22 protein-coding genes are annotated in these 24,068 nt (G+C 35.7%); 21 read left to right on the top strand and 1 reads right to left on the bottom strand.

What is annotated here, in order from left to right; genetic code table 11:
* Positions 1 to 32: 32 nt before the first annotated feature.
* From Q0948_RS02140 to Q0948_RS02080, 13 genes are all read left to right on the top strand, one after another.
* On the top strand, positions 33 to 884 hold the full coding sequence (locus Q0948_RS02140) for a universal stress protein (RefSeq protein ID WP_298347965.1): 852 nt from the start codon (positions 33 to 35) through the stop codon (positions 882 to 884).
* Between the two features lie 145 nt (positions 885 to 1,029).
* The gene (locus Q0948_RS02135) at positions 1,030 to 1,446 is read left to right on the top strand and encodes a hypothetical protein (RefSeq protein ID WP_298347966.1); all 417 of its coding nucleotides are present in this window, start codon (positions 1,030 to 1,032) and stop codon (positions 1,444 to 1,446) included.
* A gap of 142 nt (positions 1,447 to 1,588) precedes the next feature.
* Entirely contained in the window at positions 1,589 to 2,236 is a 648-nt protein-coding gene (locus Q0948_RS02130) for a hypothetical protein (protein WP_298347967.1), read from the top strand.
* Between the two features lie 145 nt (positions 2,237 to 2,381).
* Positions 2,382 to 4,826 (top strand): heavy metal translocating P-type ATPase metal-binding domain-containing protein, encoded by a 2,445-nt coding sequence (locus tag Q0948_RS02125; RefSeq protein ID WP_298347968.1) that lies wholly within the window; start codon positions 2,382 to 2,384, stop codon positions 4,824 to 4,826.
* Complete coding sequence (locus Q0948_RS02120) at positions 4,823 to 5,200, top strand: hypothetical protein (protein WP_298347970.1); 378 nt, start codon at positions 4,823 to 4,825, stop codon at positions 5,198 to 5,200. Before Q0948_RS02125 ends, Q0948_RS02120 begins: the two co-directional genes overlap by 4 nt.
* 126 nt (positions 5,201 to 5,326) lie before the next feature.
* Positions 5,327 to 5,533 (top strand): cbb3-type cytochrome oxidase assembly protein CcoS, encoded by a 207-nt coding sequence (gene ccoS, locus Q0948_RS02115; RefSeq protein WP_021778532.1) that lies wholly within the window; start codon positions 5,327 to 5,329, stop codon positions 5,531 to 5,533.
* A gap of 12 nt (positions 5,534 to 5,545) precedes the next feature.
* Positions 5,546 to 7,750, top strand: coding sequence for a cytochrome-c oxidase, cbb3-type subunit I (gene ccoN / locus Q0948_RS02110; protein ID WP_021778533.1), 2,205 nt, complete (start codon positions 5,546 to 5,548; stop codon positions 7,748 to 7,750).
* Between the two features lie 3 nt (positions 7,751 to 7,753).
* Positions 7,754 to 7,942: a cbb3-type cytochrome c oxidase subunit 3 gene (locus Q0948_RS02105; RefSeq protein WP_021778534.1), complete on the top strand. Its 189-nt coding sequence runs from the start codon at positions 7,754 to 7,756 to the stop codon at positions 7,940 to 7,942.
* Positions 7,943 to 7,946: 4 nt separating this feature from the next.
* Positions 7,947 to 8,903: a cbb3-type cytochrome c oxidase N-terminal domain-containing protein gene (locus tag Q0948_RS02100; RefSeq protein ID WP_298347976.1), complete on the top strand. Its 957-nt coding sequence runs from the start codon at positions 7,947 to 7,949 to the stop codon at positions 8,901 to 8,903.
* A 28-nt stretch (positions 8,904 to 8,931) separates the two neighbouring features.
* Positions 8,932 to 10,353, top strand: coding sequence for a cytochrome c oxidase accessory protein CcoG (ccoG, locus tag Q0948_RS02095; protein ID WP_298347978.1), 1,422 nt, complete (start codon positions 8,932 to 8,934; stop codon positions 10,351 to 10,353).
* Between the two features lie 35 nt (positions 10,354 to 10,388).
* Positions 10,389 to 10,835: a FixH family protein gene (locus tag Q0948_RS02090; RefSeq protein WP_298347980.1), complete on the top strand. Its 447-nt coding sequence runs from the start codon at positions 10,389 to 10,391 to the stop codon at positions 10,833 to 10,835.
* Positions 10,836 to 11,543, top strand: coding sequence for a sulfite exporter TauE/SafE family protein (locus tag Q0948_RS02085; RefSeq protein ID WP_298347982.1), 708 nt, complete (start codon positions 10,836 to 10,838; stop codon positions 11,541 to 11,543).
* Between the two features lie 49 nt (positions 11,544 to 11,592).
* The gene (locus Q0948_RS02080) at positions 11,593 to 11,754 is read left to right on the top strand and encodes a hypothetical protein (RefSeq protein WP_298347984.1); all 162 of its coding nucleotides are present in this window, start codon (positions 11,593 to 11,595) and stop codon (positions 11,752 to 11,754) included.
* A gap of 190 nt (positions 11,755 to 11,944) precedes the next feature.
* On the opposite strand, the gene hemN is transcribed toward Q0948_RS02080, so the two are convergent.
* Positions 11,945 to 13,306: an oxygen-independent coproporphyrinogen III oxidase gene (hemN, locus tag Q0948_RS02075; RefSeq protein WP_298347987.1), complete on the bottom strand. Its 1,362-nt coding sequence runs from the start codon at positions 13,304 to 13,306 to the stop codon at positions 11,945 to 11,947.
* Positions 13,307 to 13,651: 345 nt separating this feature from the next.
* Between hemN and Q0948_RS02070 the strand changes: the two genes are divergently transcribed.
* The 8 genes from Q0948_RS02070 (at position 13,652) to Q0948_RS02035 (ending at position 24,062) form a co-directional block, all read left to right on the top strand.
* Positions 13,652 to 14,242: a Crp/Fnr family transcriptional regulator gene (locus Q0948_RS02070; protein WP_298347989.1), complete on the top strand. Its 591-nt coding sequence runs from the start codon at positions 13,652 to 13,654 to the stop codon at positions 14,240 to 14,242.
* Between the two features lie 254 nt (positions 14,243 to 14,496).
* Positions 14,497 to 15,162: a DUF6796 family protein gene (locus Q0948_RS02065; RefSeq protein ID WP_298347991.1), complete on the top strand. Its 666-nt coding sequence runs from the start codon at positions 14,497 to 14,499 to the stop codon at positions 15,160 to 15,162.
* Positions 15,155 to 16,807, top strand: coding sequence for a CRTAC1 family protein (locus tag Q0948_RS02060; protein WP_298347993.1), 1,653 nt, complete (start codon positions 15,155 to 15,157; stop codon positions 16,805 to 16,807). The genes Q0948_RS02065 and Q0948_RS02060 overlap by 8 nt, the downstream gene beginning before the upstream one ends.
* A gap of 255 nt (positions 16,808 to 17,062) precedes the next feature.
* Positions 17,063 to 17,332 carry a hypothetical protein gene (locus Q0948_RS02055; RefSeq protein ID WP_298347995.1) on the top strand — a complete coding sequence of 90 codons (270 nt, stop codon included), beginning with the start codon at positions 17,063 to 17,065 and terminating at the stop codon, positions 17,330 to 17,332.
* A gap of 381 nt (positions 17,333 to 17,713) precedes the next feature.
* Entirely contained in the window at positions 17,714 to 21,232 is a 3,519-nt protein-coding gene (locus tag Q0948_RS02050; protein ID WP_298347997.1) for a metallophosphatase, read from the top strand.
* Positions 21,233 to 21,259: 27 nt separating this feature from the next.
* Positions 21,260 to 22,867: a glutamate synthase-related protein gene (locus Q0948_RS02045; protein ID WP_035335774.1), complete on the top strand. Its 1,608-nt coding sequence runs from the start codon at positions 21,260 to 21,262 to the stop codon at positions 22,865 to 22,867.
* Between the two features lie 11 nt (positions 22,868 to 22,878).
* The gene (locus tag Q0948_RS02040) at positions 22,879 to 23,631 is read left to right on the top strand and encodes a hypothetical protein (RefSeq protein ID WP_298348002.1); all 753 of its coding nucleotides are present in this window, start codon (positions 22,879 to 22,881) and stop codon (positions 23,629 to 23,631) included.
* Between the two features lie 59 nt (positions 23,632 to 23,690).
* Positions 23,691 to 24,062 (top strand): hypothetical protein, encoded by a 372-nt coding sequence (locus Q0948_RS02035; RefSeq protein WP_298348004.1) that lies wholly within the window; start codon positions 23,691 to 23,693, stop codon positions 24,060 to 24,062.
* Positions 24,063 to 24,068 lie beyond the last annotated feature (6 nt).

Genomic DNA, 24,068 nt, shown 5'->3' with positions numbered 1-24,068 from the left:
CTAGATTTATTGTATAATTAAAAACTATTGTGATGAAAAAGAAAATACTTATTCCAACAGATTTTTCAAAAAATGCTTGGAATGCACTTACCTATGCTTCAGATCTTTTTGAGCACGTAGAGTGTGTGTTTTATGTACTTAATGCATATGATGCAAAACCTTACAGTATAGGAGACTTAATGGTGCCAGAGCCAGGATCTCCATCTTATGAGAGTGCAAAAGATCAAGCCGTAAATGGACTCGCAAAAATTATGGATATGCTAGACTTTAGGGAGACTAACCATAAACATACATATGAGTTTATAGCAGAGCTTAATGACCCACTTACTGCTATGAAAAATTTTATTGAGCAGCGTGATATAGAACTTGTGGTAATGGGTACAAAAGGCGCTTCAAACTCCCGCGGATCATTATTTGGCAGTAATACCATAATGGCGATGGAAAAACTAAGAGCTTGCCCAGTAATGGGAGTCCCGCTAGATGCGAGAGTGGCTTATGTAAAAGAAATCGTAATGCCTACCAGTTATAAAACATATTACAAAAGAAGAGAACTTACGCACCTCGTAGAGATTGCTAGATTGCACGATGCAACCATCTCTGTCATACACGTAAATACAACAGAGGTTTTAACAGAAAAACAAGAAAAAAGTAAAACACTACTAGAAGAGTGTCTTGAAGGGGCTACCTATAGTTTTCATCACGTACACGGCACAGACGTTACTGCTGGTGTGCGTGATTTTACAAAGAGTCACGATAGTGATATGCTTGCTATCATAAATAGGAAGCACGCATTCTTTGGCAGTGTCTTTACCACGCCTCTAGTAAAAGAGCTCGGTATGTTTACTAGGGTGCCACTGCTGGTTATGCACGATATACAGGTATAGGTAGTTTTTAACTACGCTTTCGCGAAAGCGTAATACACGCACCCTATTTTTTGATGTTTTAAAAATATATAGGACTGATAATTGTCATAGTCTACCATTATATCTGGTCTTACATTTATAGTGTAATTAATTAAAAATCAGTTTTATGGAAACTTCATTGCCACTCTCAATAGATCTTTATCACAATGATGTAAAGGTTTGGAAATCTAATATTTCTCTTATCACTCACGAGATAACCTTTATAGAAAACTTAACTAATTCATACATTTTTGAGCCTCGTACACCTAACTTATTTGAAAAGTTAGAGCACTTTAAAACTCATATAAGAAAAATTAAAAATAGACTTGATACACTCGTGCAATCACTTACAAAGCACGATGCAGAACTAAGCGGAATGTTAGAATGTGATACCGTTTCTTGTGATGTGTTTTTTGAGACAAAACATCTATCTATAAAAGAAGACTATCGCGATTTTATAGATACTTATAATGAAGTTAAAACTGAGATTTTTAACTATTGCGGCACTATTTTGAAAAGCAATAAATGTCAAGATAATAAGTAATGTAAGTCTTAGTGAGTTTATACAGTTGGACTCATTAAGCACTTACTGGCATTACTAATTCTTTATGTAATGTCTTACACAACTCCCATTAGAGAGGGTAATGGGAGTTGTTTTTTTTATTAAATAACCTAATATGTAAGCAATGAAATACTTCTACACTTTATGCATACTAGCAACAACATTACTACTTGGGAGTTGCAATAGCTCAGAACTTATAGAAAACTGGAAAAACCCAGATATAGAGACTTTTGAAGCTCAAAAAGTGCTCGTACTAGCTATGACTAGCGATGTCAAAAATAGAGAGCTCTTTGAAAAAAAGCTTGTTGACAAGCTGCAAGAAAAAGGAGTAAACGCCTATAATAGTACAGCATTTTTTAACTCAGAGTTTACCTCAAGACCTAGAACAGAAGAGGAGCTCGATAACCTAGAAAGAGAGATGCTCACAGAGGGCTATGATGCCATACTGGTGTCAAAAGTGCTAGGTGCCGAAGATAAGGTGACACTCGTGCAATCCTATCGTAACTGGGATAAAAGATTCAACGGTTTTGAAGACGATTACTACACAAGTCAAAACATCTATGTAGAAGACGAGAGAGTAGAGAAGTTTACCGTCTATCACGCAGAGAGCGCACTCTATTGTATTTGCCCCACAAAGGATAGAGAGATTATCTGGAAGGGCTCTATAGATGTGACAGAACCAGATAGTGATCGCAAGGCTATAAAGGACTACATAAACCTTCTGGTGTGGGTTCTTGAGGAGCAAGATGTACTTGTGTCTATGGAGCAGTAAATATTTTTTAGAACGCTTTCGCGAAAGCGTAATCCCTAGCAACTATTATCATAAAGCTGATATATGTCATAGTAAAAGCACTTACATAATCACACATTTGCTATAAGTATAATGGCTGTAAAGCCTGTATAAATTAATAGTATATATGTCAAGTTGTTATCATTGTGGTGATGTTTGTGAGACAGAAATCATACATCAAGAAAAATCTTTTTGCTGTCACGGCTGTAAGACTGTCTTTGATATCTTAAATGATAATGACCTTACCTACTATTATGATATTGAGCGTGCTCCAGGTATATCTCCATTAGATCAAGAAGCAAAGTTTGACTTTTTAGAAAATAAGGATATAGTAACAAAGCTCATAGAGTTTGATGAGCAAGATACTCAGGTTGTCTCTTTATTAATACCTTCTATACACTGCAGTTCTTGCATATGGGTTCTTGAGAATCTCAATAAACTTAATGCGGCAGTAAAGACGGCACAAGTAAATTTTCCAGAAAAGACCGTTCGTATTACATATAACTCATCAGAGATTACACTTAAAGATCTGGCCATACTTTTATCAAGAATAGGGTATGAGCCATATATCTCGCTAGAGGACGCAACAGAGAAGAAGACAACGGTAGATAGAAGCCTTATCTATAAACTTGGTGTTGCTGGCTTTGCCTTTGGTAATATTATGTTCTTATCCTTTCCAGAGTATTTTGAGGTAGGTGAATTCTGGTTAGATAAGTTTAAGTACGTTTTTAGATGGTTGATGTTCCTCTTTGCTCTGCCGGTAGTTTTTTATTCTGGTCGTGATTATTTTATATCTGCATATAAAGGATTACGATCTAAAGTTTTAAATATAGATGTACCTATAGCCATAGGTATTACGGTACTATTTGTAAGGTCAAGTGTTGAGATTATGATGGACTGGGGTACTGGCTTTTTTGACAGTATGGCGGGGCTGGTCTTCTTTTTATTATTAGGGAGATTTTTCCAGCAGAAAACGTATGCCTTTCTATCATTTGAGAGAGATTATAAATCTTACTTTCCTATTGCTGTTACTAGACTTATAAAACAAGTTCAAAATAAAACCGAAAATTCAGTTACTCACGATCGTAACGAGCAAGACCAGTCTAAGGTTATAGAAGAGCAAGCACAAGTCTATGAGCTCAAGACTAAGGATCGCATACTTATAAGAAATGGAGAGCTTTTACCAGTAGATGCTATCCTTATTAAAGGAAATGCTCTTATAGACTATAGTTTTGTGACGGGTGAAGCAGCTCCAGTTACAAAGCAATCTGGTGATCAACTTTTTGCTGGAGGGAGACAGCAAGCAGGTCCTATCGAGGTTGAGGTGCTCAAGCCTGTAGAGCAGAGCTATCTTACTCAGTTATGGTCTAATGAAATCTTTAGTTCAAAAAATCAAAGTCCGTTTGAAAATCTAACAGACCGTATAAGCAGGAGGTTCACCATATCACTGCTTGCTATTGCTGTTATTGCAACCTTAGTTTGGGTTTTTATAGATATAAGTACAGCGCTTAATGTGTTTACAGCAGTGCTCATTGTTGCCTGTCCTTGTGCGATAGCTCTTGCTGCACCCTTTACACTAGGTAATTTACTGCGCATTTTTGGGCGTCATAAGCTATATATGAAAGATAGCTCAGTCATAGAGCGTATGTCACACATAGACACCGTTGTTTTTGATAAAACAGGTACGCTCACAACAAGTGTAAAGAACACAATAACCTATGAAGGTATTGCACTTAGTACGCAAGAAAAATCACTTCTCACCAGCACACTTAGAGCTTCAAACCACCCTTTAAGTAGATCGCTATATGAACTATTAAATACCCACAATATCCAAACGCTGGATGAATATACAGAAGATGTAGGCCAGGGTATCACAGGGACAATAAACAACCACCAGATTAAGATAGGGTCTTACGGTTTTGTAAGTGATAATGCGGCTCATAAAACTGCACAACCACATACCCGTACTGCGGTTCATATAAGTACAGACAGTATGTATAAGGGGTGTTATTTATTTTATAATGACTACAGGTCTGGTGTACAAACCGTTTTTGATCAAATAGGTAAAAAAGCTAAGGTTATTATTCTCTCTGGTGATAATGATGGAGAGCGTGAGCATCTTGCAGAATTATTGCCACAAGATGCTACGTTACTATTTAATCAAAAGCCAGAAGATAAGTTACAATTCATAAAGTCCCTTCAAGATAGTAATCGCAAAGTATTGATGATAGGAGACGGTCTTAATGACGCAGGAGCTCTAGCACAAAGTGATGTAGGTATTTCTATATCAGAAAATGTAAATGTCTTTTCTCCTGCTTGTGATGGTATACTAGACGCACAAAGATTTAAAGATATACCCACTTTTATGAGCTTATCACGTAAGGGAGTAGAGGTCATTAAATATGCCTTTATTTTCTCAATATTTTATAACCTCATAGGTCTAGGTTTTGCTGTGACAGGTAATCTAGCACCAGTGGTGGCAGCTATATTAATGCCGCTTAGTTCTATAAGTATCGTTGTATTTACGACGATATCCACCTCAATTTTAGGTAAAAAACTTAAAACAATATGATTACACATTTACACATCCCTTCGGCAGTAGGTCCGTCTCATAATATAGCAGTATTACCTGTGTATACAGAGAGACAGCTTATAACTATGTTTTACAAATCTGTGCACCACAATGAGCTACAAGAGGGTTTTGATAGCTGGTTAAGCGCTGTGCAAAATCAACTCTCAGTAGTAGAGCAATTACCATCTAGAGATCAAGCTTTTTATCTAGAGGCTCACGGTGCCATTTTACAAGAATTTAAAACCACATTGCAAGCCATTACAAGATTTGAGCATCAGTTTATGATGAGTTGTCCTTGTGCTGTACAAGGGGCTGGAGTGCTGCTTTCATCGCTACAGAAAGTATCAAAAAGACTTCAAAAAGTGATCGTGTAAAAGGTGTGTATATGAGTTGTTTTACGCTTTCGCGAAAGCGCATTTAAAACTATTTAACAGTAACTGACATTTGTCATATTTCACCTTGAAGTTCACACGTAGTTTTACACCATAATCCTATCAGGTATGAGTATTATTTATATGCTTCTTGCAATAAGTGTGGTTGTCGCACTCATCTTTTTTGCAGCTTTTATACTGTCTGTAAAAAAAGGGCAATATGACGACACTTATACGCCATCTGTGCGTATGCTTTTTGAAGATGAGGTAATTACAACTAAGGCTTCTGAGAGTGATAATAAAGATCAAGCAAATTCAACCAATTTAAAACAGTAACCCATTTTTTTTATGGAAATACAAAAATTCTATTACGATAATAAAATCGTACGTAAGTTTATAATCGCGACGATGTTTTGGGGCATTATAGGGATGAGTGTGGGGCTTCTTCTAGCTTTTATGTTTCTTTTTCCTAACCTTACAGACGGCATCTCTTGGTTAAGTTTTGGTCGTTTGCGTCCGCTGCATACTAATGCTGTGATTTTTGCCTTTGTAGGTAACGCTATTTTTGCTGGTGTTTATTACTCTACACAACGACTTCTCAAAGCTCGTATGTGGAAAGACTGGCTTAGTAATCTTAACTTCTGGGGATGGCAGGCTATCATTGTAGGTGCTGCAATCACGCTGCCTTTAGGTTTTACTACCTCAAAGGAGTATGCAGAGCTAGAGTGGCCTTTTGACATTGCTATCGCATTAATTTGGGTTGCTTTTGGGGCAAACTTAATAGGTACTATTCTTAAAAGAAGACAGCGACACCTTTATGTGGCAATCTGGTTTTATTTAGGAACATTTGTAACTGTAGCGGTATTACATATTGTAAACAGTATGGAGCTGCCAGTAAGCGCGCTTAAGAGTTACTCTATGTATGCTGGGGTGCAAGATGCACTAGTACAGTGGTGGTATGGTCACAATGCGGTGGCTTTCTTTTTAACAACACCATTTTTAGGTCTTATGTACTACTTTGTGCCTAAGGCGGCAAATAGACCGGTATACTCATACAGATTATCTATTGTACACTTCTGGTCTCTTATTTTTATTTACATCTGGGCAGGGCCACACCACCTGTTATACTCTGCACTACCAGACTGGGCACAAAACTTAGGAGTAGCCTTCTCTATTATGCTTATTGCTCCATCTTGGGGAGGTATGATTAATGGACTACTCACACTAAGAGGGGCTTGGGATAAAGTACGTACGGATCCTGTTCTTAAATTTATGGTAGTGGCAATTACAGGCTACGGTATGGCAACCTTTGAGGGGCCTATGTTATCGCTTAAAAATGTAAATGCCATCGCTCACTTTAGTGACTGGGTTATTGCACACGTACACGTAGGAGCACTTGCTTGGAATGGTTTCTTAACATTTGGTATGGTATACTGGATGGTGCCTAGGTTATTTAAAACTACACTGTGGTCTACTAAGCTTGCAAACGTACACTTCTGGGTAGGTACATTAGGTATTATACTTTATGCTTTACCTATGTATGTTGCTGGTTTTGTACAAGCATCTATGTGGAAACAATTTAATCCAGATGGTACACTTACTTACGGTAACTTTCTTGAGACAGTGAGTGAGATCATCCCGATGTACTGGATGCGTGCTATAGGAGGAAGTATGTTTATAGTAGGAGCGCTTATAGGAGTGTATAACTTAATAATGACAGCACGCTCGGGTAATGAAGTAACAGATGAGCTCGCAGAGGCTGCGCCACTTCAAAAAGTAACTAGAAAACGTACCTCAAAAGAGGGATACCACACTTGGTTAGAAAGACGCCCGGTAAAGCTTACCATTTTTGCAACTATTGCCATCCTTATAGGTGGTATGGTACAAATTATACCATCACTTATGGTAGATGATTATGTACCTGTAATCTCAAGTGTAAAACCATACACACCACTAGAACTCGAGGGTAGAGATATTTATATACGAGAGAGCTGTGTATCGTGTCACTCACAAATGATACGACCTTTTAGAAGTGAGGTAGAGCGTTATGGTGAGTACTCAAAGGCAGGAGAGTATGTGTATGATCATCCATTTTTATGGGGAAGTAAACGTACGGGACCAGACCTTATGCGTGTAGGGGGTAAGTATAGTGACAACTGGCACTTAAACCACTTTTACGATCCGCAGAGTACATCGTCAGGTTCAATAATGCCATCTTATAAATGGCTTATCAAAAATGAGTTAGATAAAGACCTTACAGAAAAGAAAATGGAAGCAATGGTCACGCTAGGTGTACCCTATACTCAAGAGGAGATAGATAATGCTCAAGAGCTTATGACGGCACAAGGAACGCAAATAGAGAAAAATCTTTATGCAGATCCAGACTTTGCAAATACCTATGAAGCAGATAAAAAATATGCCGAAGAGAATGGGCTAGATTTTATAGAGATGCGCAATCGTGAAGTGGTAGCTCTTATAGCTTACATACAACGATTAGGAACAGATATAAAAGTTAAAAACACAGACGGTACAACAACCATCATAAACGACTAAGCGATGTTAAAATTTGTAAAAGGAAATCTAGAAAATATTGATGGGGTTGAAATATACCCTATCATCTCACTACTTATATTCTTTGTCTTCTTTGCAGCCCTTTTCTGGTGGGTGTTTACAGCAAAGAAGAGCCACATAGCAGAGGTGAGCAACATACCACTTAACGACAATACACTTAATTCAAATAATTAAATCTATGAGAACAGTAGCATCATTTTTAAGAATCTTAGGCTTCTCGATACTGGGTTATTTTATCATAGATATTGCAGGGTCTACTGGAGAGATATCTATTTTTTTACAAGAACCTTGGATCTGGGCAGTACTGGGAGTAATCATTCTTTTTTATACCGCTGGTGAGATAAGCATAGAAGCCCTAAGAAGTATTCTATATAAAAGCCTCAAGCCAGACGCACAAAAAGTATATGATAAAGAGGCAGCTCTCGCAAAAGAAAACCAGTTTAAGTGGTTTAAGGAGAAGTATAAAGCCTCTCTAGGAAGTAAAGCAGTAGAGGAGGAGCACGAGATCATACTTGACCATAATTATGATGGGATCAAGGAGCTTGATAATAATTTACCGCCTTGGTGGGTATATATGTTTTATGCAACGATTGTCTTTGCGGTAATATACCTAGTACGATTTGAAGTGTTTAACGACTATGACCAAGAAGAAGAATATCAGGTTGCGGTTGCAGAGGCAAAAGCAGAAATAGAAGAATGGAAAAAAACAGCTAAGGATCTTGTAGATATTAATACAGTAACACTACTTACAGATGCTAGTGATATCAATGCTGGTAAAGCCATTTTCACAAATAACTGTATTGCCTGTCATAAAGCAGATGGTGGAGGAGGTATAGGTCCTAACCTTACAGATCAACACTGGATTCTAGGTGGAGGTATAAAAAATGTATTTAAAACCATTTCAGAAGGTGGTCGTGATGGTAAGGGTATGATCTCTTGGAAATCTGAACTTAAACCTGCAGAAATGGCTCAAGTAGCCAGCTTTGTACTCTCATTACAGGGTACTACTCCGGCAGAGCCTAAGCAAGCAGAAGGTGAGATCTGGATAGACCCAGACGCAGCACCTGTAACTGTACCTGTAAAAGAAGTAGACTCTCTAGTGGTAGAAGAGATTACCGTAGCAGCAAGTAATTAGTAAAAAAAAGCACCTTATAATACTCAGTATGGCAGAGCAAGGACAAGATAACTTTAGAGACACTATAGGCACTCTTAATGAGGAGGGTAAACGTGCTTGGGTTTTTCCTAAAAAGCCAGACGGTAAGTGGTACGAGTACCGCAAGTATGTAAGCTATGTATTGCTCTTATTTTTATTTAGTGCGCCTTTTATTAAAATAGGTGGTAACCAGTTTTTGATGTTTAACGTATTAGAGCGTCGCTTTAATATTTTTGGCTACCCATTTTGGCCACAAGATTTTCACCTGTTTGTAATAATGATGATTATTGGGGTGGTTTTTGTGATTTTGTTTACCGTTGCCTTTGGTAGATTATTTTGTGGCTGGGTATGCCCACAGACCATATTTATGGAAATGGTTTTTCGTCGTATTGAGTACTGGATAGATGGTGATAGAGGGAAACAAATACGACTTAAAAAAATGCCGTGGACAAAGGAGAAAATAAAAAAAAGAGCCCTTAAGTGGTCTATATTTTTTATCATCTCTTTTCTTATAGCAAATGTGTTTCTTGCCTATCTCATAGGCAGTGACCAGCTTATAAGATATATCACAGATGGACCGTCTAAGCACATAAGCACACTAGTATCATTACTTATTTTTACAGGTGTATTCTATTTCATATTTGCGTGGTTTAGAGAGCAAGTATGCATTATCGCTTGTCCTTATGGTCGTCTACAAGGTGTGCTGCTAGATAATAAATCTATTGTAGTGGCTTATGATCACAAACGAGGAGAAAAGGAAGAAGGTCGCGCAAAATTTAAAAAAAATGAAGAACGCGCCACTACAGGTAAAGGTGATTGTATAGACTGTTTTGCCTGTGTGCACGTATGTCCTACAGGTATAGATATACGTAATGGCACCCAGCTAGAGTGTGTAAACTGTACTGCTTGTATAGACGCCTGTGACCATATGATGGAGGCTGTAAATCTTCCCACAGGGCTTATACGCTATGCAAGTGAAGATAATATTGAGAAAAAAGAAAAGTTCAAATTTACACCTAGACTCAAGGGCTATACAGCTGTACTAGGTATTCTCATAGCGGTACTTATAGGGATGCTCTTTTTACGTAACGATGTAGAGGCACGTATCTTAAGATTACCAGGCCAACTTTATGAGCACAAGGCAGATAATATGATAAGCAATGTGTACACCTTTAAACTAGTTAATAAAACCATAGAAGATATAAATGATGTACACTTTAAACTTGCTTCTCATAAAGGGACTATAGAGGTTGTCTCAGGCAATTTTTTTGATATAAGCGGTCAAGGTCTTGCAGAAGGCACACTGTTTATTGAGATAAATGCAAGCGCTATTAAGAGTGATAAAGAACAACTAGAGGTTGAGGTGTATAGCGGTGATGAGCTAATAGAGACAACGGTTACCTCATTTTTAGGACCAAGAACATATAGATAGTATAACGCTTTCGCGAAAGCAAAAAAAGAACAATTATGAAGTGGAACTGGGGAAAAGGTATTGTAGTGGGAATGATCTCATTTATGGCTTTCATACTGTATATGGTCATCACAATGAGCACAGATAAGAAGTATAGTCACGATCTGGTAACCGAAGAGTATTATGCAAAAGAAATGAAGTATCAAACCGAAATAGATGCCGAAACTAATGCAAATCTTCTTGAAGGTAAAATTAATGGAATACTTACTCCAGAGGGGTGGTTACTTACATTTCCAGCATCTATAGATGCTAGTTCTATAAAGGGTACTGTCTCCTTATATAGACCGTCTAATGAGCTGTTAGATTTTGAAATACCGCTTGCTATCACAGATGGTAAACAGCTTATACCAGATCATAAACTCATTGCTGGAAGATGGAATATCACAATCACCTGGAGTGATGGTGATCAAGATTATATGTATAAAAAATCAATAAGTTATTAAATGCTTTGGTCTGCACTCATATTCGGTTTATTAGGGAGTTTTCACTGTGTAGGGATGTGTGGGCCTATTGCGTTTATGTTACCTGTAGATCGTAAAAACCCCGTAAAGCGCTTTTTTCAATTATCAAGCTATCACGCAGGAAGAATTCTTACCTACAGCGTGATAGGTCTCATTTTTGGGGTAGTGGGGAAGAGTCTTAATCTCTTTGGTTTTCAGCAAAATTTGTCTATTGCTATAGGTGTTTTAATGATCGCTGTAATACTTATTCCTTCACGATTTTTAAGTAAATATAGCATCTCAAAACCCATATATAAAATAGTGGGAAAAGTAAAAAGTAATATGGGAGCTGCGCTTAAAAAGAAAGATCCAGCAACGTTTTTTACCATCGGGTATCTTAATGGGTTGTTGCCTTGCGGACTTGTGTATATGGCAGTTTTTGGAGCGCTGGCTTCTGGAGATGCTTTACAGGGTGGTCTTTATATGGCCATTTTTGGACTAGGGACCATACCACTTATGACAACGGCTATTTACTTAGGTAACTTTTTAAAAGGAACGATTAAACAGCGCATAGTAAAAGCGATTCCTGTATTTGTAGTTATAATAGGAGTGCTGTTTATACTGCGTGGTATGGGCTTAGGGATTCCTTATATATCTCCCTCAGAAAATGTGCGTATAGAAAAAATAGCCGCGCAGCACGCGTGTCACTAAGAGATATTACTAAACATAGATTTTTTTACAACCTCTAAACTTTAAACTTATGAAAAATTCATTATTACTACTCGTAGACTGGGGAATGGGAGCAATGTTAATAGGCGTTTTTGCCGTGGTGTGTATTGCGATGGTACTTATCGTATATAGTATGTCTCGCAACGGTAAATCTGCTACAAACCAAGAAGAAGATGATACAAATAATGGCTAGTATATTGAGCGCTTTATGTACCCGAGTAGTCTATAAAGTGATAGATATACGCATTGCTTTAATGTTTATTAAAGTGCAAAGAGGGGCTTAGGTTTAGACCGCTTTCGCGAAAGCGTTATTTAAAAAAACAAAAAAGGAGGAATCATCTTAATAGGTGATTCCTCCTTTTTTTATTATTATGACTTTTAGATTATACAGTCATAGAGAATAATTGTGTCTCTGGCTTTTTGCGCTGTAGGCGTAGGTCAAATGGTAGGCAAATATTACGCACAAAAGGTCTTCCTTTTTCTGTAATTTCGATACCAGTTGCATCTATTACTACTAAACCATCATTTTCTAACTCCTTAAGTTTTATAAGTACATCAGGTATTTCTGGGAAGTGTAGTTTTTGATCTGCCCACGAGGTTTTAAACTCACACATTAAGTTAAGAATATGCTGTCTTATAATAAGGTCTTCATCTGTAAGTAAATGCCCTCTAAAGATAGGGAGAATACCGTCTTCTACTAGCTGCTGGTACTCCTCAATGTTTTTTACATTTTGAGCAAAGCTGTACCAGCTATCGCTTATAGCAGATACACCTAGACCTATCATTACTTGTGTCTTACTAGAGGTATACCCCATAAAATTGCGATGTATTTTTCCTGCTTGTTGTGAGGTGTGAAGGCTGTCATTTACTAGCGCAAAATGATCCATACCTATCTCTACATAACCTGCCTCGACTAGCATTTTTTTACCTATCTCATATTGCATTCTCTTTTGCTCTGCAGAGGGTAAATCTTGATCAGAAAAGCCACGCTGGCCGTTCCCCTTCATCCACGGTACGTGGGCATAGCTATAAAAAGCGATGCGGTCTGGTCGTAAATTTATGGTTTTTAAGATTGTACTTATCACATCATCTTGCGTTTGGAAAGGTAGACCATAAATAATATCGTGACCTACAGAGCTGTATCCTACTTCTCTTGCGGTTGTGGTTGCCGTTTTTACATTGTGATATGGCTGTACTCTGTTTATAGCTTTTTGAACAGTTTCATTATAATCTTGTACACCGTAGCAAACTCTGGTAAAGCCTTGTTTATGTAATGTTTTAAGATGTTTTTTTGTGGTATTGTTAGGATGTCCTTCAAAACTTAGCTCAAACTCTGTTGCTTTGTTGGTGAGGCTAAAGACTCCATCTAGTAGTCTATCTAAGTGCTCTGGAGAGAAAAAAGTAGGAGTACCACCACCTAGATGTAATTGCTTAACTAGGGGAGTGCTACCTAAAAGCTTTACATAAAGTGTGAGCTCTTTGAGTACAGATTGTATGTAAGGAATCTCCACACTGTGATTTTTTGTAATACGTTTATTACAGCCACAAAAGGTGCACATACTCTCGCAATAGGGTAAATGTATATAAAGACTTATACCTTCTGTAGTGTTACTTTCATTAAAACTTTTTACTAAGGTTTCTTTCCATCCTTTAAGGGTAAATAGCTCTTTATCCCAGTAAGGAACCGTAGGGTAACTCGTATATCTGGGTCCAGCAACGTTGTATTTTGATATAAGTGTGCACATAAAAAATATTTTTTTTCAAAAATAATATGTGAGCAAGATCTAGTTTATGACAATTGTCATATGGAGAAAATAGTAAATGGCTTTAGACAAAAAGAAGAAGAAATTACTTAGAAAAAAGTGGGCCTGTTTAAAGTCTAATTAATTTGTTATTTCTATCAATCAACTAATTTTACTAAAATTGAGTGTCGCCTAGAGTAACTATGAAGAAAATAAAATATTAGCACAATGTTTATTTGATTAGCTTTACTTTATTACAAATTAACATATAGATATTAATTGAAAGTAATTACAAAATATTGGTTCTTAGAAGGTTTCAACCTTTTTAAAAAACTCGGAATTCTCAATATGATGAAAATCTGTGAAATTCTTGAAATGGATAATATAGAGAAAGGCAAGCGTATAGAACTTAAAGATGAATATAAAGACAGTGTATTTTTCTTAAAAAGAGGTAGTGTCAAAATTGTTGACAGTAATAGTGGTACTGTAAAATATATTGTCAAACGCGGTAATGTTTTTGGAGAACTTGCGCTTTATGATGAAGAGGCTGCTGCAGAGGAGGTTGCTTATGCCTTAGAAAATTGTGTGATTTGTTACATTGAGTCTAAACAAATGGAATCTCTAATTGAAAAACATAAATCACTTAAAAATGGATTATTAAAAGTTTACGGATTACGTATTCAAAAGCTAGAGAGAAGATTGAACGATTTGTTATTTAAAGATAGTGCTACGAGGATTAAAGAATTTGTTTCAGATTATCTGGAGGATTTTGGGGAGGATGATAAAACAGGGAAAATAATAGCAAAGAATCTACTTTCTCATAAAGATATCGCAAACCTTACTAATACATCCAGACAAACGGTCAGTAATGTTATGAGCAATATGCGTAAAGAAGGAGTAATAGACTATAATGTTGAGTTTATTTCAAAAAATAAATAGGAGTAATAACTAATATTTTTTGTATTGGGTGGTTAATTACAAAAATTTAAATCATCTATATAATGGGACCAATAGAAAGTTATAGTAATGGATATAAGATAGGGGTTATACTACATTAAAACTATCTCACCAATTTTTTTATGAAAGGCTGGGTTAGACACTAATTGAAATGCCTATGAAGTAGTTCTTTATTTTATTTTGAAAGGAGTTTTAACATATATCGACAAAGTTAAAACTAACCAACTATCAACATAATGAAAATAACCAATATTTTAGGCTACTTAGGTCTAATAGCTTCTATTATAGTAGGACTAGGCGAATATTTACTACACTATTCATCCTCAATTTTAGAACATTCTAATGATTATGAATTTTTCAAATTTGTACCATTAGAAAACCTTACCATAGGTCATTTTTTAGCCATTATTGGTTTACCTTTTTATTTCGCTGGCTACATACATATTTATAGAATGCTAAAATCTGGAAGTGAAACTTTAGCTAGAATTGTTTTAGCAATAGGTTTTATAGCATTTGCAGTAGGTGGGATTTGGATTGGCTCACGAGCTTCTATAGGCAATATTGTACATTTAAAGGATACTATAGATGCATCAACCTACCAAAATCTATTAGTGCATTATACAGACCATATGGAAGTTTTAGTTAAAGCTTTACGTATAGTTATAGCTTCACTTTCTGTAGTTTTTGCAATCGCCATTTTAAAAGGTGGTACATTTTATAAAAAATGGATGGCCATTTTCAACCCAATTGTTATACTTATTTTGTTAGTCGTTTTGGGGAAATTAGTTCCGTCTATCGGTAAGCATATGTTACCAATATTGATGAATGTAACACATTTTATCCTCTTTGGATTATCCTTATATCAACTAAACAGATACACTAAAAACCATCAAAATGCTTAAAAAAATTCTAAAATTCGTTGGAATACTCATCCTTTTATTAATCTTACTAGTTCTTGGTTTTTTCTGGAGAGATTCAGTTTCAGATAAATATGACATCACAATAGATGAGAGTAAAATTCCTTTATTTGAGGAAGTAGCACTCGATTTCAAGCATCAATATAATGGTGATAAATCGTTGCCTATTGCACCGTCAGCTTTAATAGATATCGATAACGATAATATTGATGAAGTATTTTTTGGTGGCGGAATGAATCAAGAAGATGCCATTTTTGCCTATAGAAATAACGAGTTTGTCAATATATCAGGAGAGGTGAATTTGCCTAAGAAGGGAAAAACAACCACTACAGTTGGTGTTGTCTCTGCAGATTTTGACAATAACGGATTTACAGATATTATTCTAGGTAGAGAAGATGGATTAACCATTTATTATAATACCGATGGAAAATTCACAGCTAAAAAAATTGACACACCAATAAACGAAAAATCTACTCCTGCAGGATTAACTGTTGGCGATATAGATAAAGATGGTGATTTAGATATTTTTATGGCAACCTACCTTAAAAAGGAGTTAATGGAAGGACAAACCATTTTTGAAGATTACACCTATGGTTCTACAAGTGAGTTACTTTTAAATACAGGCAACGAAAATTACATAAGCATTACAAAACAGGCAGGTTTAGATTATATCCATAATACATTTCAAGGCGTATTAATAGATATAGATAATGATTCTTGGTTAGATTTAGTGGTTGTACACGATACAGGTGAAGCCAGAACCTATAAAAATAATGGAGATCTTACCTATACAATGAAACCTAACCCATTAACCAAAAAATTCGCCTATCCAATGGGCTTAGCAGTTGGTGATTATAATAATGATGGTTTGGTAGATTTTATGTTTTCTAATACAGGAAGTACTTTGCCTAGAGCATTAGCAAAAGGAGATATAAAAGATGCATCCTTATTTAATGAGAAATGGATTCTCTTTAAAAATGATGGTAACTTTAAATTTACAGATACAGCTGAAGAAACTAAAATAGCAGATTACGAATTTTCTTGGGGTTGCACCTTTGGCGATATGAATAACGATGGTTTACAAGATTTAATGGTTGCCGAAAATTATGTGGATTTAGCACCTAATAAACTCTTTAGATTACCTAGTAGATTATTAATCCAAAAAGAAGATGGAACGTTTGCACCAACCGAAGAGAAAAGCGGTGTTGTCAATCCTTATTTTGCCATTACTTCGTTAGTAAGCGATTTTAATCAAGACGGATATTTGGATATGATTTGGGTAAATATTGATACACCTTCGTTAGCATATATTAATAAAGGCGGAACTAACAACTATCTACAAGTAGATTTAGGAGAATCGGTTAATGTACAAGGGGCAAAAGTAACAGTAACTACACCTACAAGAACACTAACCGAATGGCTAGTAACTGGTGAAGGTTTAGCTAGTGATCAAACATCACTGATTCAATTTGGATTAGGCAAAGAGTCTACTGTTTTCAATATTAAAGTTTGGTTAGCAAACGATAAAGAAATTACGGTTGATAATCCAGAAATTAATAGAATTATTGATTTGAAAGCTGAAGTTGAAAAACAGAATGCAACTATAGGAAAACCTGAAGAAAATATATGAGTTTTTAAATCATACTTCGTGAAGAAGTTATATAAAACTACTACAACGTGTCGCCTAGAGTAACTATTGAAAAACTAAAGCTTTCCCAAATTAATATAAGGCACTAAATTGCCTCATAACTTACTGATAGTAAATTTCTATAATATTTATATGATACGATAGGTTAATTATTTTGCCTTATTATAGTTTAGAACCCAGCAGAAATAAGGCTGTCTAGAAAAGATTATCACAAATTAGGAATAAAATAGCTCAAAAATGAAATTTATAAAAGAACTATTCGGTAATAGAAATGAGAAAGAAATTTCGGAATTATCTAGTGACTATTGTCCTAACTGTTGGGGAGACCAGGAATATGATAATCTTATAAGAGAAAAGTATAAGGACACTCAAATAAGTGTTAACAATCATAGTGCAAATTATGCATTTGTACAAGATTTTATAGTAACACAAATGAATGGGATAAAACTTAAGAGCACTGTAAAGGGACCTGAGTGTCCTACTTGTAAGGTGGTGTATAAAAAGTAATGGCTAAACAGTTCACATATTATCTCATTTTGGTAATTCTAATAATAGGAATTAATGGAGCTGGAGGTCTCGTAATTGAAGAATTTAAAACTGGCGTTGGGTGTCCCAAAATAATGTACATACCAATGTGTTTGGTTATCCTAATCTGTTTTATTCTTCCACTCATAGCGCATCTCATAAAAAAATGGAATGTCGTGTACTTTCTATTTACAGTATTGGCAGGTACTATAGCTTTAGTGGCTTCTATGATGCAATTTGCAGGAACTGCACAATGCCCTAAAACAGCTTCAAGCACGCCAATGTGTTATTACTCTCTATTACTTTTCAGTAGTTTAACTATTTTGAAAATTTATTATCTAAAACCCATCAACAACAAATAATATGAAAACTTCTAATCCAACCAGAATTAGTGTTTTATGCGGGCTACTATTATTTAGTTTTTTTGCAACTGCACAACAATTAGAAACTTCAGTTTTTGTTACTGCAAATACTGGAACTGCAGATAACAATAATGTCTTATCTCAAATTAATGAGGAAGCTAAAACATTAAAAGATTCAAAATTACTCATACTTGGTAATGCTGTTTCTAAAGATGGTTATTCTAGGGAGGCAAAAACTAAAATAATATCCCAATTAGATATCTTAAAATCATTTAATGGCAAAGTGGTTTTTACACCAGGACACCACGAATGGGTTGTTGACGGTCATAGAGATGTAAGAGATATAGAAAAATTTATTCAAAAAAAGAGTAAAGCAAAATTCTACCCAGATGAGGGTTGTCCTATAAAAAAAACGGATATCACAGATGATGTCGTTTTAATTACAGTTGATTCTCAATGGTATCTAGAAGATTGGAATGAGCATATCTATCTAAACGAAGATTGTGATATTAAAAACAGGACAGAGTTTTTTCTAGCTTTTGAGAGTATGCTTAAAAAGTCGCAAGGAAAAATAATAATGGTAGCAATGCATCATCCTGTTTTTTCAAATACTAATGAAGGATTAATAGCTAGAACAGGTGGAACTTCTCTACACGATTTTCAAAACAAGCAAAACAGAAAATTTAGGAATCGTCTAGTCACTCTTGCAAGGCAGACAAAGGATATTTTCTTTGTTTCTGGACACGATAAAAATTTACAATACATTAATAAATATGGAGTTCCTCAAATAATAAGTGGAGCTGCAGGTCAAACGAGAAATGCTTCTGTAAAAAGTAGTAAAGATTTCGCTTCAAGCGAAAATGGTTATGCACGAATTGATTTTTTTAAAGGAGGTAGAATAAGTGTTACATTTCAAGGCACGGCATCACCTTATACAGCCGAAGTTATTGTGCCAGTTCAAGAAGAATTATTTAACAACTTTAAAGATAAAAGTAGCTTTGGTTCAACATTTAGTTCTTCTGTTTACTCTGTAGATGAGACGGAGAAAAGCAAAGTATATAAAGGGCTTTGGGGAGACCATTATAGAGAATACTATAGTAAATCAGTAAATGCTAAAGTAGCTTTTGTAGATACCTTAAAAGGAGGGCTTACACCTACAAGACGAGGTGGTGGACACCAATCGAAATCTTTACGATTAGAAACTAAAGATGGTAGAGAATATGTAATGAGAGCACTAAGAAAAAGTGCGATTAAATTTCTACAGTCCACAGCATTTCAAGATAAGTATGTTGAAGAAGAACTAGAAGGAAGTTTTGCAGATAATTTCTTATTAGACTTTTATACAACAGCCCATCCTTATACACCTACCACAATAGGAACACTGGCAGATGCAGTTGATATATTTCATACAAATCCAGAGCTGTACTACATCCCTAAACAAAAAGGTCTCGGTGAGTTTAATGACGAGTATGGTGATGAATTGTATCTTATTGAAGAACGCGTAGAATCTGGACATAAAGACTTAGAAAGTTTTGGAAAGCCAAAAGATATTTTAAGCACAAGCGACGTACTCTTAGAAATAAATAAAACGGGAAAGTCTATAGTAGATGAACCATCATACATTAGAGCAAGGCTTTTTGATATGCTCATAGGCGACTGGGACAGGCACGAAGATCAATGGCGTTGGGCACTTTTTGAAAATGAAGACGGTTCGGAAATATGTAAACCTATTCCAAGAGACAGAGACCAAGCGTTTTCAGTTTTTGATGGAAGTATATTGGGATTTTTGCGTTGTGCAGTTCCGAGCTTACGTATGATGCAGTCGTTTGATGAGGAATTACCAAGCCCTAAGTGGTTTAGTTTTGAGCCATACCCATTAGATATGACTTTTATTAATCAATCTAATTGGGAAGATTGGGAAAGAGAAGCAATAACCTTACAAACTGGATTAACAGATGAGGTAATAGAAAATGCATTCCAAAATCTACCAGCAGAAGTTGAAGGTCAAACAATTGAAGAAATTAAGAAAAGTCTTAGAGGAAGAAGAGGTAATATTATAGATATCGCTCGCAGATACTATGATTATGTAAACAAACACGAAGTTATTACTGGAACACAGAAAGATGATGTCTTTGATATCACAAGGCTTCCAAACGGGCAAACTAAAATTACCGCTCAAAGAAAAGACCTAGAAATCTTTGAAAGAATATTTAATAAAGATGAAACTAAAGAAATTTGGATTTATGGTTTAGATGGTAATGATACCTTCAACGTAACAGGAGAAGGAAACAATCACATCACTATAAAGGTTTTAGGAGGAAAGAAAAATGACATTTATAATTTTGAGAATACAAAAAAAGTGAAACTCTATGATTATAAAGGGAAGAATAATACCATCGTTAATAACAAGTCAAAAAAATGGCTAGTAGATGATTATGAGATAAATAACTACGATTATAAAAAACGTAAATATAGTATTAATCAATTTTTGCCCATCATAGGCGCAAACCCTGACGATGGATTACGTATAGGTTTTGTAAATAATTTTACAACATATGGGATTCAGCGCAATCCATTTACTACAAAGCATTCGGTGAGTGCTTCATATTATACTGGTAATTCCGGTTATGATGTTTCTTATAAAGGAGAGTTTGCAAATATATTTCATAACTGGAATTTTGGAGTAGAGGGGAAATATACGAGTCCAAATTTTGCACAAAACTTTTTTGGTTTTGGGAATGAAACGCTTTATGATAAAGATGAAGTGGAGATTGATTTTAATAGGGTAAGTATAAAAGAATGGAATGTAGCTATTTCCTTGATTTGGAATGGTAGAGATGGAGGTTCGTTTTACTTCAAACCTTTAATAGAATCTTTTGAAGTAGAAAATGTAGAAGATAGATTCATAAACTTTCTACCTGCGACGGCTTCAGTTTTTGAAAAACAAACCTATGCAGGTGCAGAAGTTAATTACAGTTTTAAAAACAAGGATGATATCGCTTACCCTACATTAGGATTAGATGCGAGTATCACGGCAGGTTATAAAGCTAATATTGATGGAGAAGACATCGACAATAATTTTGGATATGTACGTCCTCACATAGCAATAGACCATAGATTAAACAAAAGTGCCAGTCTTGTACTAGCAACAAAGATAGGTGGAGAAGCTATTCTTGGTGATAATTTTGAGTTTTACCACGGGGCTTCTTTAGGCGGTAATCACAGTCTGCGAGGGTTTAGAAAAGAACGTTTTATTGGTAAGTACTCAGTATATCAAAATACAGACTTGAGATTGCTGTTAGGTAAATTTAAAACCAGTTTTATACCACTTAAGTATGGTGTAACTGGAGGTTTTGACTACGGGAGAGTATGGGTAGAAAACGATAATTCAGATAAATGGCATAATAGCGTTGGTGGCTCCTTTTGGGTAAGTGGCTTAGAAACATTTACTACTAATCTAGGGTATTACTCAAGTACAGATGGTGGAAGGATTGTGTTTTCCTTAGGCTTTGTCTTTTAATATTAAACTTCAAAAATTATATCAAATATGAAACAACCTGTAGCAATAATTCAAGTAGATAGCTTAAAGAATAAAGAACCAGAGCACGCACTCGTTAATGGATTAGATTTAGTGATTGTGAAGTTTGATGAAGAAATTTCTGTTCTGTACGGAAGGTGTCATCATAGAGGAGCTTTAATGTCTGACGGTCACGTAGATGGCGATAATTTAATTTGTGGAGTTCACGGATGGGATTATCGCGTAGACTCGGGTGTTTCAGAATATAATAATAGTGAGGTGCTACATAAATTTTCTACTAAAATAGAAGATGGGAAGCTCCTGGTAGATGCTTTTGAGATAGATGCATATCTCAAAAAGAATCCACAACCTTTTAATAGAGATGAATATCTAGGAGCCTATGCAGATACCCATCCAGAAGACACAGAACCTTATACGGGTTATATAAAAGAACTTGCAAAAAATGGACTAAAGAATGTAGGTCATCACGGGTTTTCTGCATCGATGGGTGTAGATAGAAACACACTTCCTAAATGGGATCATATTCAGTTTTTACCTGCGCAACTAGCCTCAAGACCCTTATTAGATGAAGATGCGGTTGCTACTAAAGTCGTTATAGGAGCAAAGGCAAAGAAGCCGTTAATCCTTGATATACCATTATTTGTAAGTGATATGAGCTTTGGTGCACTATCTCGTGAAGCAAAAGTAGCTTTATCTAAAGGTGCTCAACTAGCAGGAACAGGTATTTGTTCTGGAGAAGGAGGGATGTTGCCAGAAGAGCAAGCTAATAATTCAAAATATTTTTATGAGCTCGCTTCCGCGAAATTTGGATTCTCTTGGGATAAACTAGATAACGTTCAAGCTTTTCACTTTAAAGCTGGGCAAGGTGCCAAAACTGGTACGGGAGGACACCTGCCAGGTAGCAAAGTAAGTAAAGAAATTGCTGAGGTGAGAGGGTTAAAAGAAGGAGAGACAGCAATATCACCAGCGACATTTCCAGATTTTCACGGTGTTGAAGATTTTAAAGCTTTCGCGAAAGCGGTAAGAGAACGCACAGGAGGTATCCCTATAGGATTTAAAATTGCAGCTAGTCATATAGAAAAGGATATCCAGTTTGCTCTAGATGTAGGGGTAGACTATATCATTCTAGACGGTAGAGGAGGAGGTACAGGCTCTGCACCTAAAGTATTAAGAGATCATATTAATGTCCCTACCATACCAGCACTTGCTAGAGCACGTACTTATCTAGATAAAGTAGGAGCAAAAGATGTAACCCTTATAATTACAGGGGGTTTACGCGTAGCAGAAGATTTTGCCAAAGCATTAATGCTAGGAGCAGATGCAATAGCAGTTTCAAACTCTGCATTACAAGCTATTGGGTGTTTAGGAATGCGTGCCTGCGGAAGCAATAATTGTCCAGTAGGGATCGCTACACAAAAGGAATCTTTGCGTAGTCGTTTAATTATTGACTCATCGGCAAAGCAGTTACAGAACTACTTTGAAGCTACAAACAATTTAATTAAGGTCGTAGCGAGAGCTTGTGGGTATGACAATATTGAAAAGTTTAATCAAGATGACCTTTCTACATATGATAGAGATATACATTTCTTGACTGGAATTAATTATGCTGGAATTTAATAAGATACATTATGGACACTATAGAAAAACAATTACACATCGCTTCTCAATATCTAGCCGCAGCAGGAATAAGTTTTTTGCCTAAAAAAGAAGACGATAGTCATACAAACCTAGGATTTAACCCAGAGGAAGCTATCCTTGAGACGCACTCGCTGTCTGATGCTAGTGATAAGCTCATTTTGAATTATAAAAACTTTAGTTTAGAATGGAGATCTGATGCAGTTTCAAAAGTAATAGACTTAGATGGAGCTACTCATAAAGGACTTGTAGAATGGATTTCTAGTAACTCTCGTGAATTTATCAACAAAGAATATTCGTATAAATTCCATTATGAATTGCCTTACTCTATTGATGATGATTTTACTTTTAAGTTGTCTGATGTTGAGGATTTGAGTGAGATGATGCATCTACGTATTCTAGCTCAATTTATTCTAGAAAGAATAGATATTCACTATAATCTTAATACATCTATAAGAATCTGGCCACACCATTTTGACACTGGCATTTATAGCCTAATTCCAGATTCACATATAACAGTGGGCTTAGGACTAGCTATTCCAGATAGCCTTTGCGAAAATCACTATTTATACATCACAGGTTACAAAGGAGGTCAAGCTATAGATCCATCTGGATTAGAATCATTAACCATAGGTGATTGGAAATCTAACGGTTTTAAAGGAGCCATACTCGATGCTAGGGGAATTGTGGAGGCAGATGGTGTAAAGTTTTTTAAAGAAGTGATTAGTAAATTACAAGCCGTATAAAATGTATGGCCGTCTACAACGCTTTGTATATTTAAGTAATCCAAACGTTATTTAACTCTATGGAAAATTGGTACCTACCTATAACGATAGTTCCAGGTTTGGGATTACTTATTCTTTCTACATCTACCTTAATGGTAGCTTTGAGTAATGAGATTAACCAAATGATTGAGCAGTCCAAGCAAAAGAAGATGATTACAAAAAAGCTTGTGCAGTTAAAATTGTTAAATACAGCTATGGTTTTTCTTTATACAGCAGTAGGGTTTCTATTGATCTCAAGTGTGATAAATGGGCTATTTGATTTAGAAAAAACTTCATTATATACTAGTGTTCTTGCTATTGTTTTAGCATTAATAGGGATTCTGTCTTTAATAACTTATTCCTATAGAGCAGTAAAAATACGCCAACAACAATTTAAAAATAAGTTGAATTAAATACAC

It is taken from the genome of uncultured Dokdonia sp. (genome assembly GCF_947496725.1).
GTDB lineage: Bacteria > Bacteroidota > Bacteroidia > Flavobacteriales > Flavobacteriaceae > Dokdonia.
Note: the sequence above shows the minus strand (reverse complement) of the source record. Positions and strands in the feature narration are given on the sequence as shown.

Bases quoted from the DNA above. Each gene is read 5' to 3' on its own strand.
- Q0948_RS02140 (WP_298347965.1), top strand. From the start codon at position 33: ATGAAAAAGAAAATACTTATTCCAACAGATTTTTCAAAAAATGCTTGG.
- Q0948_RS02135 (WP_298347966.1), top strand. From the start codon at position 1,030: ATGGAAACTTCATTGCCACTCTCAATAGATCTTTATCACAATGATGTA.
- Q0948_RS02130 (WP_298347967.1), top strand. From the start codon at position 1,589: ATGAAATACTTCTACACTTTATGCATACTAGCAACAACATTACTACTT.
- Q0948_RS02125 (WP_298347968.1), top strand. From the start codon at position 2,382: ATGTCAAGTTGTTATCATTGTGGTGATGTTTGTGAGACAGAAATCATA.
- Q0948_RS02120 (WP_298347970.1), top strand. From the start codon at position 4,823: ATGATTACACATTTACACATCCCTTCGGCAGTAGGTCCGTCTCATAAT.
- ccoS (WP_021778532.1), top strand. From the start codon at position 5,327: ATGAGTATTATTTATATGCTTCTTGCAATAAGTGTGGTTGTCGCACTC.
- ccoN (WP_021778533.1), top strand. From the start codon at position 5,546: ATGGAAATACAAAAATTCTATTACGATAATAAAATCGTACGTAAGTTT.
- Q0948_RS02105 (WP_021778534.1), top strand. From the start codon at position 7,754: ATGTTAAAATTTGTAAAAGGAAATCTAGAAAATATTGATGGGGTTGAA.
- Q0948_RS02100 (WP_298347976.1), top strand. From the start codon at position 7,947: ATGAGAACAGTAGCATCATTTTTAAGAATCTTAGGCTTCTCGATACTG.
- ccoG (WP_298347978.1), top strand. From the start codon at position 8,932: ATGGCAGAGCAAGGACAAGATAACTTTAGAGACACTATAGGCACTCTT.
- Q0948_RS02090 (WP_298347980.1), top strand. From the start codon at position 10,389: ATGAAGTGGAACTGGGGAAAAGGTATTGTAGTGGGAATGATCTCATTT.
- Q0948_RS02085 (WP_298347982.1), top strand. From the start codon at position 10,836: ATGCTTTGGTCTGCACTCATATTCGGTTTATTAGGGAGTTTTCACTGT.
- Q0948_RS02080 (WP_298347984.1), top strand. From the start codon at position 11,593: ATGAAAAATTCATTATTACTACTCGTAGACTGGGGAATGGGAGCAATG.
- hemN (WP_298347987.1), bottom strand. From the start codon at position 13,306: ATGTGCACACTTATATCAAAATACAACGTTGCTGGACCCAGATATACG.
- Q0948_RS02070 (WP_298347989.1), top strand. From the start codon at position 13,652: ATGATGAAAATCTGTGAAATTCTTGAAATGGATAATATAGAGAAAGGC.
- Q0948_RS02065 (WP_298347991.1), top strand. From the start codon at position 14,497: ATGAAAATAACCAATATTTTAGGCTACTTAGGTCTAATAGCTTCTATT.
- Q0948_RS02060 (WP_298347993.1), top strand. From the start codon at position 15,155: ATGCTTAAAAAAATTCTAAAATTCGTTGGAATACTCATCCTTTTATTA.
- Q0948_RS02055 (WP_298347995.1), top strand. From the start codon at position 17,063: ATGAAATTTATAAAAGAACTATTCGGTAATAGAAATGAGAAAGAAATT.
- Q0948_RS02050 (WP_298347997.1), top strand. From the start codon at position 17,714: ATGAAAACTTCTAATCCAACCAGAATTAGTGTTTTATGCGGGCTACTA.
- Q0948_RS02045 (WP_035335774.1), top strand. From the start codon at position 21,260: ATGAAACAACCTGTAGCAATAATTCAAGTAGATAGCTTAAAGAATAAA.
- Q0948_RS02040 (WP_298348002.1), top strand. From the start codon at position 22,879: ATGGACACTATAGAAAAACAATTACACATCGCTTCTCAATATCTAGCC.
- Q0948_RS02035 (WP_298348004.1), top strand. From the start codon at position 23,691: ATGGAAAATTGGTACCTACCTATAACGATAGTTCCAGGTTTGGGATTA.